At 69.6% G+C, this 14,479-nt stretch carries 11 protein-coding genes; 4 read left to right on the top strand and 7 right to left on the bottom strand.

Annotation, left to right across the window (positions count from 1 at the left end):
- Nucleotides 1-17: 17 nt before the first annotated feature.
- From PP359_RS09850 to PP359_RS09840, 3 genes are all read right to left on the bottom strand, one after another.
- Nucleotides 18-1,892 (bottom strand): alpha-amylase family glycosyl hydrolase, encoded by a 1,875-nt coding sequence (locus tag PP359_RS09850; RefSeq protein ID WP_499250467.1) that lies wholly within the window; start codon nt 1,890-1,892, stop codon nt 18-20.
- Nucleotides 1,893-2,012: 120 nt separating this feature from the next.
- On the bottom strand, nt 2,013-3,113 hold the full coding sequence (locus tag PP359_RS09845; protein ID WP_499250466.1) for a glycosyltransferase: 1,101 nt from the start codon (nt 3,111-3,113) through the stop codon (nt 2,013-2,015).
- Nucleotide 3,114: 1 nt separating this feature from the next.
- Nucleotides 3,115-4,326, bottom strand: a complete 1,212-nt coding sequence (locus PP359_RS09840) for a glycosyltransferase (RefSeq protein ID WP_039416198.1) — start codon at nt 4,324-4,326, stop codon at nt 3,115-3,117.
- Between the two features lie 119 nt (nt 4,327-4,445).
- Here PP359_RS09840 and PP359_RS09835 point away from each other — a divergent pair, with 119 nt between their 5' ends.
- The 4 genes from PP359_RS09835 to PP359_RS09820 are packed head-to-tail and all read left to right on the top strand — an operon-like array spanning nt 4,446 to nt 10,429.
- A complete protein-coding gene (locus PP359_RS09835; RefSeq protein WP_036320991.1) occupies nt 4,446-5,051 on the top strand; it encodes a hypothetical protein in 606 nt (201 codons plus the stop codon).
- Nucleotides 5,048-8,242 carry a glycoside hydrolase domain-containing protein gene (locus tag PP359_RS09830; protein WP_499250465.1) on the top strand — a complete coding sequence of 1,065 codons (3,195 nt, stop codon included), beginning with the start codon at nt 5,048-5,050 and terminating at the stop codon, nt 8,240-8,242. The genes PP359_RS09835 and PP359_RS09830 overlap by 4 nt, the downstream gene beginning before the upstream one ends.
- A 44-nt stretch (nt 8,243-8,286) precedes the next feature.
- On the top strand, nt 8,287-9,060 hold the full coding sequence (locus PP359_RS09825) for a potassium channel family protein (protein ID WP_499250464.1): 774 nt from the start codon (nt 8,287-8,289) through the stop codon (nt 9,058-9,060).
- Nucleotides 9,061-9,064: 4 nt separating this feature from the next.
- Nucleotides 9,065-10,429, top strand: a complete 1,365-nt coding sequence (locus PP359_RS09820; RefSeq protein ID WP_499250463.1) for a DUF2252 domain-containing protein — start codon at nt 9,065-9,067, stop codon at nt 10,427-10,429.
- Between the two features lie 3 nt (nt 10,430-10,432).
- Here the strand turns inward: PP359_RS09820 and PP359_RS09815 are convergent, their stop codons facing one another.
- From PP359_RS09815 to dnaK, 4 genes are read right to left on the bottom strand one after another with little or no spacing between them, the layout of a single operon-like run.
- Nucleotides 10,433-10,876, bottom strand: a complete 444-nt coding sequence (locus tag PP359_RS09815; protein WP_036320988.1) for a heat shock protein transcriptional repressor HspR — start codon at nt 10,874-10,876, stop codon at nt 10,433-10,435.
- Between the two features lie 2 nt (nt 10,877-10,878).
- On the bottom strand, nt 10,879-11,862 hold the full coding sequence (locus tag PP359_RS09810; protein WP_499250462.1) for a DnaJ C-terminal domain-containing protein: 984 nt from the start codon (nt 11,860-11,862) through the stop codon (nt 10,879-10,881).
- A 15-nt stretch (nt 11,863-11,877) separates the two neighbouring features.
- On the bottom strand, nt 11,878-12,474 hold the full coding sequence (locus PP359_RS09805) for a nucleotide exchange factor GrpE (protein ID WP_294943960.1): 597 nt from the start codon (nt 12,472-12,474) through the stop codon (nt 11,878-11,880).
- A 12-nt stretch (nt 12,475-12,486) separates the two neighbouring features.
- Nucleotides 12,487-14,358, bottom strand: coding sequence for a molecular chaperone DnaK (gene dnaK, locus PP359_RS09800; RefSeq protein ID WP_039413913.1), 1,872 nt, complete (start codon nt 14,356-14,358; stop codon nt 12,487-12,489).
- Between the last annotated feature and the right edge of the window lie 121 nt (nt 14,359-14,479).

Here is a 14,479-nt window from a genome sequence, read left to right as displayed (position 1 = left end):
CGGCTGTGTCCTTCCGCTCAGAAGGTGGGATAGATGTCGATCGTGCTTCCGCCGGTGCCGGTGAAGTTGCCTCCGCTGGACCAGGTCGCGTCGTCGATCAGCGGTTTGAACTGGAACGTCTGTCCTGCGGGGATGCGCTCGAGTTCGAACTCCCACACGTCACTGGCGACGTTCCTGGCGCCGCGACCCGCGGTCCAGGTGAAGGGATAGGCATCCCCGCGGATCGCGATCGAGTGGCCGAGCCCGGTGTTGTAATGCACGCGGATCTTCGTCGTGTTGCGCGCGGCGGGCGCGTAGGCCGATACGGGCGTCCCCGGTGCGTACACCTTCGACTCGTGCTCACCGAGGCTCACGGTGATCTGCTTGCCCGTGGTGCCACCGGCGGTCACCGTGACCGTGTCGGAGGTGTTCATGAGGTTCGTGAGCACCGTGCCGACGGGCAGCGAGCTCTCGGCGCGCAGCGGGATCGTGCGGGTCTGCGTGTGCCATGAGTTGGACGAGATCGTGATGGCCTCCGCGCCCGTGGAATCGACACGGCGCGAGAACCCGTAGACGTTGGTGTCCGCCCACATCTCGCGCTGGGTGCCGACCTGCAGGGCCGGGTACGCCTTCTTGATCGCGGTCAGACGCTGGATGTGCGTGTAGATCGGAGAGGTCTGGCTGAAGCTGGACATGTCCTTGCGGTTGTCCTTGTTGGCGATCGGCACCTCACTCGCATTCCCGTTGCCGTTATCGGCCTGCTCGGTGCCGTAGTAGATCACCGGCACGCCGCGAGACGTCAGCAGGAACGTGAGCGAGGAGCGCAGGCGCTGATAGTTGTCGTCCGCCCAGGTCAGAAAGCGCGCCCGGTCGTGATTGTCGAGGAAGGTCTCGAGCCGGTTCGGATTCTGGTACTTGTAGTCCTGCGCGAACAGGGTGCTCAGTCCCGTCATGCTCGTGTCAGCGGCGAAGGCGCTGCGGGCGGCGAAGAAGTAGGGGAAGTCGAGGACGCCCCACTCGTAGTTCTGATAAGGCGCGACGTAGTCGACATCGCCGACGAAGACCTCACCGAACGTGGGAACGCCCATTGCCGTCTGAAAACTTGCCAGCCACGACTGGGGGATGGAGCGCGCGGCATCGACACGGATGCCGTCGAAGCCCATGTCGACCCAGTCCTTGTACGTGTTGATCAGGTAGTTCGACACGGTGGGGTTCGACTGGTCGAGATCGTCGAGTCCACCCAGGTCGCAGTTCTCGATCTGCGCCTGGGTCTCTGTGCCGTTGAACAGGCAGTCGCCGTTGTGATGGAAGTAGGCCGGGTTGTCCAGCGGCGACGCGGGCTTGTAGGTGCTCGGGGAGTAGGTCGTCGCCGTACCTGCGAGGTAGTCCGCGGTGTGGTTCGGGACGACGTCGAGGATCATCTTCAGGCCTTTGGCGTGCGCCGTGTCGATCAGGGTCTGAAGTTCGGCGGTACTGCCGAAGTGCTGGTTGGGCGTGGCGAAGTTCTTGGTGAAGTAGCCGTGGTAGCTGGCCTCCAGCCCGTCCCGCGACAACGGCTGTTGCTCCGACACCGGCGAGATCCAGATCGCCGTCACGCCGAGCCCGGCGATGTAGTCCAGCTTCTGGGTGAGGCCCTTCCAGTCTCCGCCGTGGTAGAAGCCGAGATCCGACGGGTTGTACTCGCCGGCGCCCTGGTTGTTGTTCGTCGAGTCGCCGTCGGAGAAGCGATCGACGAGGACCTGGTAGATGACGTCGCCTTCCGCGAGCGGGCCGGGCGACGGAACCGTGGTGGTGGCGGCGGCCGGCGCGCTGAGCGCGGGGGTGATGAGCAGAGCGGCCACGAAGGTGGCGATCGCTCCGAGGCCGAGCACCTGCCGGCGTCTCGTTGGAACGGTGGTGTCTTCACGGATCATGCGGTGGACTCCTTACGACTTCGCTGTCGGAGTGCGTACCGGCCGCCAGGCTTGCACGTGTTTACTGGATCGATGCAACACCGTCGGGGACTGCGGTGTCAAGAGCCAGTTCTGACCCGGTCAGCGCCGGCGCGGGAGGCGTCCGAGCGCGTCCAGCAGCACGTCGGCCGATCGCTGCCACGAGAAGCGCGCGATGTGCGCCGATCCGGCGGCGGTGAGCGCGTCACGGCGCTCGGGATCGTCGATCGCACGCACCGCAGCGGCGAAAGCCGCGGCATCCGTGCCCGGCGCGTACAGCGCACCGTCGCCGGCGACCTCTCGGAAGATCGGCATGTCGGTGACGACAGCGGGAACGCCCAGCGCAAGAGCCTCGGCGACCGGAAGCCCGTAGCCCTCGTCGAGGGATGCCGAGACCAGCACGGCCCGCTCGGCCAGAAGCCCGGCGTACTCGGCATCCGTCACACCGTTGTGGAAGCGCACCGCACCCCCGCGGCCATCGACGAGACGCTCGAGCTCGGCGCGACGGCCGGGCGAGATGCGCGACAGCAGATGAAGCGTACGTCCGGGAAGCTCCGCCATGGCGCGGATGAGGGTCTCGACGTTCTTGTACCCCATGAACGAGCCCATGTAGACGAGGTTCTCGGCACCGGGCTCGACCCGGACGCCCGCCGGCAGCAGGTCGCCGAGGCGCTGCGGCGCGTTCGGGACGACGATGACGGGCCGCTTCGTCAGGCGCACGCGGGCGAACTCGGCCGCGCTCGTCTCGCTCACGGTCGCGACCAGATCGGCGGCGTTGAGCGTGAGGCGCTGCGGAACGTATGAGAGATGGAACAGCCGCCAGCCGACGCGGACGTACCAGGGAAGATTCCGCGGCGGCGTGCGATGCCGGTAGTAGATCGTGTCGTGGAGGGTGAGGATCACGCCGAAGCGACGGCCGAGCACCCCGATCGTCTGCATCGGTGAGAACAGGGCGTCCGGACGATACCGGTTCAGCAGGAGCGCCGTGAACGGCTCGCGCACCGAGGTGGGGGCGTGGATGCGCACCACGCGGGCACCGCTGGGCAGAAACGCCCGCTGCGTCTCGTCGTGGATCAGGAAGGCGACGTCGACCTCCCGAGCGGGCGCCGCCGCGGCGACGGCCGCCGCAAGCTCGGCCGAGTACCGGCTGATGCCGTCGTGGAAGTCGGTGCGGATGTACCGCGCGTCGAACAGCAGGCGCATGTCAGCCGTCGAGGGGCTCGCCGCGGTAGAGCTTTTCGAACGTGTCGAGAGTCTTCTCGATGTCGTGAATCTCGACGCCGTCGAGCGACGCCTGCTGCATGCGGCGGTACTCCTCGGGCGTCGCGGTCAGCACGCGACGCAGCTTGTCGGCGAGATCGTCGACATCGCCCGGCTCGAACAGGTAGCCGTTCTCGCCGTCGTGGACGAGGTGCGGCAGAGCCACGGCGTTCGCACCGACGACCGGCAGCCCCGAGGCCATCGCCTCCATGGTGGCGATGGACTGCAGCTCGGCGATCGAGGCGATCGCGAAGACGTCGGCGCGCGTGTACGCTGCGCGCAGCTCGTCTTCCTCGACACGCCCGTAGAACGTGACCCGATCCTGGATGCCGAGGCGCTGCGCGGCCTGCTCGAGCGCGCGCCGCTGATCACCGCCGCCGACGATGTCGAAGGTGATCTCGGGAATCTCCGGCGCGAGCTTGGCGACCGCGGCGAGGGTCACCTCGACGTGCTTCTCGGTCGTCAACCGCCCCACGAACAGCACCCGGTTGTGCGTGCGCGGCTCGAGGTTGGGCGTGTAGTTGCGTTTGTCGATGCCGCAGCTGATCGGGATGACGCCCTCGATGTCGATCGTGTTCTCGAGGAACTCGGCGGCCTTGCGGGTGGGTGTGGTCACTGCGCGGGACATGTCGAAGGTGCGCTTGGCGTCGTCCCACGCGAGCTTGACGACGACCTTGTCCAGCAGAGGGGGAAGGGTCGTGAAGTCGAGGATGTTCTCCGCCATCACGTGGTTCGTCGCGACGACGGGGATGCCGCGCTGTCGCGCGATGCGCGTGAGGGCGCGTCCGAGCACGATGTGCGACTGACTGTGGACCACGTCGGCGGCCACCTCGTCGAGAAGTCTGCGCGAGTAGTGCTTGGCCATCCACGGCAGCACGAAGCGCAGCCAGTCGTGCGGAGGCCAGCGCCACCCGGGTGGACGGTGCACGGTGATCCGCTGGCCCTCGATGATCTCGTGGAAGGTGCCGTGCACAGAGTGCTTCACGCTCGGCGTCATGACGTGCACGTCGTGCCCACGAGCGGCGAGGCCGGCCGCGAGGCGCTCCGCGAAGCGCGCAGCGCCGTTGACGTCGGGGCTGAAGGTGTCGGCGGCGATGACGATCGTGAGCGGCCGATGAGCGGGGTGCGGGTCGTCGGGTGTCGCGGAGTCGGTCACGGGGTGCGAGGCCTATCTGTGCGGCGGCGGCAAGACCGCGGATCGCGGAGCCACCCCGAGGAGTCTACCCGAGGGCCCCGTTGCCGCCGGGAACCAGCCGCCCCGCGTAACGTGGTGTCATGGCCCGACTCACCGCCGATGCCGACCCGACACGCTGGGTTCCCGTCACCGACTCCTTCGGGCTGCGGGGCCGCCGCGCGCGTAAGAAGGCGATCCGAATGCTGCTGGGTCAGGCCAACGGCATGCTGGGCGCCGAGCCCCGCCCCGGCGGGGCGTTCGCCGCCTGGGCCATGAGCCAAGCCGCGCCCGCACTGATGCGCAAGGCCGCCGGCCGCGTCTTGGTCTGGGTGTGGAGGTCCGACCCCGAGCTGGTCGTCGTCATGGCGCAGATCCAGCAGCTCACCCCGCAGTTGCGCACCGCGCGAGCCATGATGCCGATGGAGTACGACGACACCGAAGACTTCCGCGGAACGTATCTGGGCACGGGAGAACGGCTGGTCATGCCGACGCCGCCGGCCCGGAGCGGCACCGCGACGCCGCCGCCGTTCGCCACCTACACCTGGGACACCGGGACGCATCTGATCACCGTGACGGCGACCGGGGGCGATCGCGAGCGCTTCGGCACGGTGATCCCCGCCGTCGACGAGCTCGCCCGATCGCTCCGGGTCGTCGATGACGTCGTCAGCGGCGAAGCGGGGCCGGTGCTGCGGATCGACCCCGCATGATCTTTCTGCAGCCGGCGGACGGCCCCGCCGATCCGCCCTCCTCGCGCCCCCATGCCGGTGTGCTCGGCGGCCAGGTGCACCGCTTCGCGTTCCGCCCCGCGGACGGCGAACAGCGCCTCTGCGCGCCGGGACTGGATGCGCTCCGCTGCACACCCGACACGGTGCTGCACTGGGCGTTCTACGCCGACGGGGATGCCGCGGTCAGCGCGCCCTGGGCACCGCTGGCCGTGACGGTCGACGCCCGCGTCGGCGAAGAGCGGCTCAGCGACGACACGCGCGTGCGCGACCGCTACGGCTTTCACCTCGACGCGGACAGCCAGTTCGCGGCGGCCTGGAGCATGCCCGAGCAGTGGAACGCCGACACCGTGAGCCTCGCCCCCTTCGCAGGGCGGACCGCGGAGGTCGAGATCGTCCTGGGGACGAGCGCGCTCGCGACCGATGCCGGCACCCCCGACGAGGTGACCGGTTTCGTCGAGCTTCGTGTCGAGGAGCTGTCGGCATCCACCCCCTCACCCGCCGAACGCGTGGACACCCGGCGGGGCTCGCACGCCGGCGACCGGTTCTCGCGCGGCAACACGGTGCCGGCGGTCGCGGTGCCCCACGGGTTCACCTTCCTCACCCCGGCGACCGACGCCCGCGACCAGCGCTGGCCGTACCGCCCCTTCGTTCACGACGACGAGCGGGGTCGCCGCCTCGAGGCCGTGCAGTTCTCCCACCAGCCGAGTCCGTGGATCGGCGACCGCGGCGTGCTGCAGGTCATGCCGTTCGACGGCACCCCGGTCTCGGCGCCGACCGCCCGGCGACGTTGGATCGCCCCGGGCAGCGAGCGTGCCCACCCGCACGTCTGGTCGGCGATGCTCGACGGCGGCCTGCGCATCGAGACGACGGCGACCGACCACGTGGGCCTCTTCCGCGTCGAGGGCGACGACTCCGACGCGGAGGTCGGCTTCATCATCGACCAGCCGGGAGCCCACGGCACCGTCATCGCGCAGGGCGACAGCGTGCGGGGCTGGGTGGGCGAGGCCGACCCGTGGTGGGGCAACGGGCCACGGACGTTCTTCGCGGGTGTCGTGCGAGGTCATGCGGCCCGCTCGGGCCGCCTCGATGACGACGGGCGAGGCGAACGCGCGGGCTTCGTCGCCGGCTCGGGCGCCCTCGAGCTGCGCATCGCGATCTCCTTCATCTCCCTCGAGCAGGCACAGCGCGCGCTCGCCCTGGAGGCGCCGGAAGAGATGACGTTCGACGAGATCCGCGATCGTTCTCGCGGCGCCTGGGACGCGGTGCTCGACAGCGTGCAGATCCCGCAGCTCACGGCATCCGAGCGCCCCTTCCGCGGCCTCGCCGACACCGACATCCGTGCGCAGCTCGCCTCGGCGCTGTACCGCCTGCACCTCTACCCGAACGCGGCGGAGGAGAACGTGGGATCCGCCGAGAGCCCCCGGTGGGCGTACGCCGATCCGTTCACCCCCGCCGGGGAGCACACCGACACGCGCACCGGAGCGCCGATCGCGGCCGGGCGCCTCCCCGTCAACAACGGATACTGGGACACCTATCGCACGGCGTGGCCGATGATGAGCCTGGTCGACCCGGTGCGATCCCGGGAGCTGCTGGACGGGATGCTCGAGCCGCAGCGACGTCACGGCTGGATGCCGCGGTGGACGGCGCCCGGATACGTGGACGCGATGGTGGGCACCTCCAGCGATCAGATCCTCGCCGACGGGGAGAGGTGGGGACTGCTCAACGACCCGCGCACCGCCCTGTCGTCGGGATGGCGCAACGCCGCCGAGCGCGCACCCGACGCCCGCCGCGGACGCAAGGGCATCGAGCGGGGACGCTTCCTGGGTTTCATCCCGCGGGCCATCCACGAGGGCATGAGCTGGAGCATCGAGAACGCCGTCAGCGACGCCGCGCTGGCGCGGCTGGCAGACCGACTGTCGGCGGCGTCATCGGGCGACGACGCCGCGCGCGATGAGGCGCTGTCGCGCTGGCTGGGAAACCGCGCCCTCGCCTACCGGCAGCTGTTCGATCCTGTCGTCGGCTTCTTCCGCGGACGAGACGCCGACGGCCGGACGGCGGGCGGGCGCTTCGATCCGCGCGTCTGGGGCGGCGACTACGTCGAGACGAACGCCTGGGGGATGTCGGTGAGCGCGGTGCACGACCGCGCCGGCCTGGCCGCCCTCTACGACGGCCGAAAGGGCCTGCGCATCCACCTCGATCGCCTGTTCGCCGAGCCCGAGACCGCGGATGCCGCGTTCGCCGGCGCCTACCGTCAGGTCATCCACGAGCAGCGCGAGGCGCGGGCGCTGCGCAGCGGCATGTGCGCCATCTCCAATCAGCCGGCGCATCACATCCCGTACATGTACACCGGGACCGATCAGCCCTGGCTCGCCGGCGCGACAGCACATCGGTTGGCACGACGCCTGTTCGCGGGCGGCCACATCGGCCAGGGCTTTCCCGGTGACGAGGACAACGGCGAGATGAGCGCGTGGTGGCTGTGGGCGGCGATCGGGCTGTATCCGCTCGAGCTGGGTTCCGGCGAGCTCGTCATCGGCTCGCCGCTGCTCGACGACGTGACCGTCGCGCGCAGCGACGGGTCGCGTCTGCGCATCCGCTCGCAGCGACCGCACGCGGACGCCCATGTGCTGCGCGCCGCCCGGGTAAACGGTGCGCCGCTCACCCGTGCCGTGATGGAGGTGGATGCGCTCGGCGCCGACGTCGACCTGGAGCTCGAGTTCGGCGACGACCCCGCCGAGAGCCTGGGCGCCGACGAGCCGACCCCCGTGCGCCTGTGGCACCCCGATCTGACGGGCGGGCCGGGTCGCATCGTCCACGCGCCCGGCGTGCGCCACGCCCGCCGACTCGTCGACGACGGCGCTGCGGGCGGCGACCGCGGCGTGCGCCTTCGGCCGGGGGCCTGGGTGGGGTGGCTGTTCCCCGAGATCACGTCCGTGACGGATGCCACCCTGACCGCCGTGGAGGCGGTGGGCGACGACGCGCTGGAGTGGGAGTGGTCCGCCGACGGGACGTCGTGGCATGCGGCCGAGGTCACGGCTCCGACGCCGCTCGCCGCCGATCGGACGACCCCCTTCCGCTTCACCGACGCTCTCGCCGCGCGCGCCGTGCGCGTCCGAGCGGCGCGCGAGGTGCGTGTGCGCCAGATCGAGCTGTTCGACCTCGACGCCGACCACTGATCGCGTCCTCCGATCGCGCGAGCGTCGGCCGCTATCGTGGCGTTATGAGCGAGCGGGAGCGTCCCCGGCGAACCCTGTCACCGCGTGTGCTGCGCTGGGAGGATCGCACGGCGTGGCCGATGTTCGCTCTCTCGCTGCTCTTCTTCGCGGGATGGGTCTGGAGCCTCGCCGACACGAAGCTCGATGACCGTCAGCAGAGCCTCCTGCTGGGCGCGATCGGTGTGCTGTGGGCGGTCTTCATCGCCGACTTCCTCGTGCGCCTGAGCATCTGCGGGTCTCCGCGCGAGTTCTTCCGCACGCGCTGGTTCGAGGCCGTCTCGCTGGTGATCGTGTACCTCCGACCGTTCGTCATCCTCGCCTACCTCTGGCGTCTGCCCTGGTTTCGCCTACGCCCGTCTCGCCAACGCGTGCGCCTGGTCATTCTCGTGTCCCTGTTCACCCTGCTGTTCGTGTTCACCGCCTCGACTCTCGTCTGGCTCGCGGAGCGGCAGGACGCGCATGCGAACATCGTCGACCTCGGCGACGCGATCTGGTGGGGCTTCTCGACTCTGGCGACCGTCGGGTACGGCGACTACGTCCCTGTCACCCCGCTCGGGCGCACGATCGCGGTCGGGCTGATGATGGGCGGGCTCGTCGTGCTGGGCGTCACCAGCGCCACGGTCATCTCCGCCCTCACCGACCAGATGCAGCGCGTGGGGCAGCGGCTCGAGGACGACCGGGCGGCAGCGATCGGACGCGGCATGGCGTCGGCGTCTGCCTCCACCCCGGACCGCGCGGACACAGACGCCGCGGGCGGCCCCGATTCGGTGCCATCATGAGCGCATGACCACCGCCGCCTGGACCGCGCCCGCCTCTCGCCAGGTCGCCTTCGACCAGGGCCGCGCGCTGCGGAGGGAGCTGCCCCGCCGGATGCTGGCGGAGCTGCCGACACGTCCGCGTGATCCCCTCGGCATCCTGGCCGCGCAGGCCGCCACGCGGGTCGCCGAGCTCCTGCCCCTCCGCGATGAGCGGATGTCCGCCAGCCCCTTCGCGTTCTACCGGGGCACGGCGGCGCTGATGGCGGACGACCTCGCCGCCGGACCGCGCAGCGACATCCTCGTCGCCTCCTGCGGCGACGCGCACGTCGCCAACTTCGGTTTCTACGCGTCTCCGCAGCGCACGCTCGTGTTCGATCTCAACGACTTCGACGAGTCGGCGTGGGCGAGCTGGGAGTGGGATCTCAAGCGCCTCGTGACGAGCATCGTCGTGGCAGGTCAAGCGACCGGGCGCGACGATGCGGTGACCGCGGATGCCGCGCGCGCCGCCGTCCGCCGTTACGCTCGCGCCCTGGCCGTCGGCGAGGAAGCCACTCCGCTCGCCCGGTTCTACCAGCACTTCGACGCCGCGGGCGCGCTCGTCACGAGCGACAAGGCGTCGCGCAAGGTGCTGCGCGCCGCGATCGCGGATGCCGAGAAGCGCACCGGCGACAAGGCCGTGCGCAAGATCACGGAGGCCGATGCCGATGGGCGACTGCGCTTCGTCGAGCAGCCTCCGACGCTGACGCGCGTCACGCCCGACGTGGCGGCCGCGGTCGATGCGTCCCTGGCCCAGTACATCGCGACGACGCGCGCGGACGTGCAGCTCGTGCTCTCCCACTACACCTTCTCCGACGTGGCGCGTCGGGTCGTCGGGGTGGGCAGCGTGGGCACCCGCTGCTACATCGCCGTCTTCGTCGACGGAGACGGCGCCGCACTGCTGATGCAGGTGAAAGAGGCGGGGCGCAGCGTGCTCGAGCAGTACGGCGGCTGCGCACAGCCGGAGGAGCTCACGGCGTTCGTCGACCGCCACGGTCAGGGCGGGCGTGTCGTGGCGCTGCAGCGCATTCTGCAGGGGTCGTCCGACCCGTTCCTCGGACACTTCCGCGGTGAGCGCGCCGACTACTACGTGCGCCAGTTCCGCGACATGAAGGGCGGCATCGACGCCGAAACGCTCGAGGACGGCCCGTTCCGTCTCTACGCTCAGGCCTGTGCGACGGTGTTGGCCCGGGCCCACGGCCAGTCCCCGAACGCCGCGAAGGTCATCGGGTACCTCGGTGAGGGGCGCGCGTGCGCCGAGGCCATCGTGGAGTGGGCCTACGGCTACGCCGCCCTCTCGCGGGCGGACTACGGCGCGTTCGTGGATGCCGTCGCCGCCGGCACCGCGCCGTAACGGCTAGTCGTCGGACTCGGCATCCGCCGACGGAAGCGGACGCCACAGCACCACCTCGGTCGCCCGACGCACGCGCGTGCCGTGGCGGAGGGTCACGACCGATCCCGTCGCCCCCGCCGCGAAGACGCGGGAGCGACGGGCCAGTTCCTCCTGCAGACGCTGCTCGAGTTCGGCGACGCGACGGCGCAGTCCGCGCGCCTCGTTCTCGAGCTCGATCAGGCGCGAGATCGCCGGCAGACTCATGCCCTCGGCCGAGAGGGAGGCCACCTCGCGCAACTGCTTCACGTGCCGCAGCGAATACCGCCGCGACCCGCCCTGCGTGCGCCCGGGAACGACGAGGCCCAGCCGATCGTACTGACGGAGGGTCTGCGGGTGCATGCCGGCAAGCTCCGCCGCGACGGCGATCGCGAAGATCGGCGCTTCCTCATCGGGGTGCTCGTCGACCATGCTCACTCCCGGGCCTTGGCCATGAGGTCGGCGCGCGGGTTCTCCTTCGGCTCCAGCTCGTGGAAGCGCTGCAGTGCTTCCTTCGCCTGGTCGTCCAGATGCGACGGCACCGCCACCTGCACCTCGGCGAGAAGATCGCCGGCGCCCTTCGCCGTGTGCACGCCGCGACCCTTGACGCGCAGCACGCGCCCGGAGGGCGTACCCGGCGCCACACGCAGCTTGACCGGATCTCCCCCCAGAGTCGGCACCTCGATCGTGGCGCCGAGCGCGGCTTCCGTGAAGGTGACCGGAACCGTCACGCGCAGGTTCAGCCCGTCGCGGACGAACACCGGGTGCGGGCGCACCGAGACGCTCACGACGATGTCGCCGGACTCGCCGCCGTCCGGCGACGGGCGCCCCCGGCCGCGCAGGCGGATCTTCTGTCCGTCGGCGACGCCGGCGGGGATCTTCACCTTGAACGGCTTGCCGTCCTCGCCCGCGAGGGTGATCGTCTCGCCCTTGACCGCGGTCTGGAAGTCGAGGGTGGTCCGTGCGGTCACGTCGGCGCCGCGCTGCGGGCCGCCGTAGCCTCGGAATCCACCGGTGGACTGCCCGAACCGTCCGGAGCCGAAGCCGCCGCCCTGGCCGAACATCGAGAACAGGTCGTCGAAGTCGGCCGACTGCGCCGATCCGCGCGACTGACCGAAGCGGCTGAAGACGTCCTCGAACCCGCCGGAACCCGCGCCGGGCGCCTGGAAGCGCGCACCACCGGAGCCCATCGCGCGGATCTGGTCGTACTCCTCGCGCTGGCTCTTGTCGGAGAGCACGGCGTACGCCTCGCTCATCTCCTTGAACTTCGCCTCTTTGGCAGGATCACCCTGCGTCGAGTCGGGGTGATACGTCCGGGCGAGCTTGCGGTACGCCTTCTTCAGGTCGGCCTCGGACACGTCCTTGGAGACGCCCAAGACCTTGTAGAAGTCCTTGTCGAACCAATCCTGACTGGCCATGGACACCTCCTCCCGTCAGTCAGCGGAACCGGCGACGACGACCTTGGCCGGTCGCAGTTCGATCGTGCCCAGGCGGTAGCCGACCTCGACGACGTCGAGGATCGTGCCGTCCTCGACCCCTCCGGGGTTCGGGGCGTGGAAGATCGCCTCGTGCTGCTGCGGGTCGAACACCTCGCCCGCGACGCCGTAGGTCTCCACACCGAGGCGTGCGACCACGCCCCGCAGCTTCTCCGCGATCGCCGCCAGCGGCGAGCCTTCGACCAGGTCGCCGTGCTTCTCGGCACGGTCGAGGTCGTCGAGCACCGGCAGCAGCCCCTTGGCGACCGATCCCTTGGCGCGGGCGATCTCCACCTCGCGCTGGTCCTCGGTGCGACGACGGTAGTTGGCGTACTCGGCCTGCACCCGCTTGAGGTCCAGGAGCAGGTCGCGGTCCTCGGGCGAAGCCTCTGCGACGGCGGCCTCGTCGGTCTGCGGCGCGTCGAGGATGTCGTCGACGGTCAGGTCGTCGCCCTCACGCTGGTCCCCCTGCGAGTCGGGGCCGGAGGCGTGCGCCTCCGACCCCTCGTCACCGGGGACTTCGTCGATAGGCTCTTCGAAGTCCTTGTTCGTCATGGCTCGATTCTCTTACTTCTTCTCGTCCTCGTCGTCGACGACCTCGGCGTCGATGACGTCCTCTTCGGGGTTCGGCACGCTGCCGTTGCCCGGGTCGGCGACCGTCGGGTCGGCCGGCTCGCCGGCGGCCTGCGCCGAGGCATAGATGGCCTCGCCGAGCTGCTGCTGCGATGCGTTGAGCTTGTCGAACGCCGTCTTCACGGCATCCTCGTCGTCGCCCGCGAGCGCGGTCTTCAGCGCATCCACGTCAGCCTGGACGGAGGTCTTCACCTCGTCGGGGAGCTTGTCCTCGTTGTCCTTGATGAGCTTCTCGATCGAGTACGAGAGGGTCTCGGCCTGGTTGCGGACCTCGGCGGCCTCGCGGCGCTTCTTGTCCTCGGCCGCGTGCTCCTCCGCCTCGCGCACCATGCGTTCGATGTCGTCCTTCGGCAGCGACGAGCCGCCGGTGATCGTCATCGACTGCTCCTTGCCCGTGCCCTTGTCCTTCGCGGACACGTGCACGATGCCGTTGGCGTCGATGTCGAAGGTGACCTCGATCTGCGGGATGCCGCGGGGCGCGGGCGCGATGCCGGTCAACTCGAAGGTGCCGAGCGGCTTGTTGTCGCGCGTGAAGTCACGCTCGCCCTGGAAGACCTGGATGGCGACCGACGGCTGGTTGTCGTCGGCGGTCGTGAAGGTCTCGCTGCGCTTGGTCGGGATGGCCGTGTTGCGCTCGATGAGCTTGGTCATGATGCCGCCCTTGGTCTCGATGCCGAGGCTCAGGGGGGTGACGTCGATGAGCAGCACGTCCTTGCGCTCACCCTTGAGGACGCCGGCCTGCAGGGCGGCGCCGACGGCGACGACCTCGTCCGGGTTGACGCCCTTGTTGGGCTCCTTACCGCCGGTGAGCTGCTTGACCAGCTCGGTGACCTGCGGCATACGGGTCGAACCGCCGACGAGCACGACGTGGTCGATGTCGCCGACCTTGATGCCCGCTTCGGCGATGACGTCGTTGAACGGCTTCTTCGTGCGGTCGAGGAGGTCCTTGGTGAGGTCCTCGAACTTGGCACGGGTCAGCGTCTCGGACAGCGACACGGGGCCCGAATCGGTCAGCGAGAGGTACGGCAGGTTGATCGAAGTGCTGCTGGAGCTGGAGAGCTCCTTCTTCGCCTGCTCGGCCGCCTCCTTCAGACGCTGCAGGGCGATCTTGTCGCCCGAGACGTCGACACCGGTGGTGTCCTTGAACTGCTTGATGAGGTAGTCGACGACGCGCTGGTCCCAGTCGTCACCGCCGAGGCGGTTGTCACCGGCCGTGGCGCGCACCTGGATGGTGGAGAAGTCGTCGTCCTTGCCCACCTCGAGCAGGGACACGTCGAACGTGCCGCCACCGAGGTCGAAGACCAGGATGAGCTCGTCTTCCTTGCCCTTGTCGAGGCCGTAGGCGAGGGCGGCGGCGGTCGGCTCGTTGATGATGCGCAGGACGTTCAGGCCCGCGATCTCACCGGCATCCTTGGTCGCCTGACGCTCGGCGTCGTTGAAGTAGGCGGGGACGGTGATGACCGCGTCGGTCACGCTGTCGCCCAGGTACTCCTCGGCGTCGCGCTTGAGCTTCTGGAGGATGCGCGCGGAGATCTCCTGCGGCGTGTACTGCTTGCCGTCGATCGCCTGCGTCTTCCAGTCGGTGCCCATGTGGCGCTTGACGGAGGAGAGGGTGCGGTCGACGTTGGTGACGGCCTGGCGCTTGGCGGTCTCGCCGACGAGCACCTCGCCGTCCTTCGTGAAGGCGACCACCGAGGGGGTGGTGCGGAAGCCCTCGGCGTTGGCGATGACCTTCGGCTCGCCGCCCTCGAGGACGGAGACGACGGAGTTCGTCGTCCCGAGGTCGATACCCACTGCACGTGCCATGTCTGTTCCCTTTCGTGAAACGGCTCTGAGAAGTCTGCGGGGTTGAGTCTTAACGGCTCAACTTCAATGACTTCCACGATAGCCGCGGCGCTTCCGGGTGTCAAACGCAAGTTGATATGAA

Source organism: Sphingomonas sp. BLCC-B65 (genome assembly GCF_028550675.1).
Lineage (GTDB): Bacteria > Actinomycetota > Actinomycetes > Actinomycetales > Microbacteriaceae > Microbacterium.
Note: the sequence above shows the minus strand (reverse complement) of the source record. Positions and strands in the feature narration are given on the sequence as shown.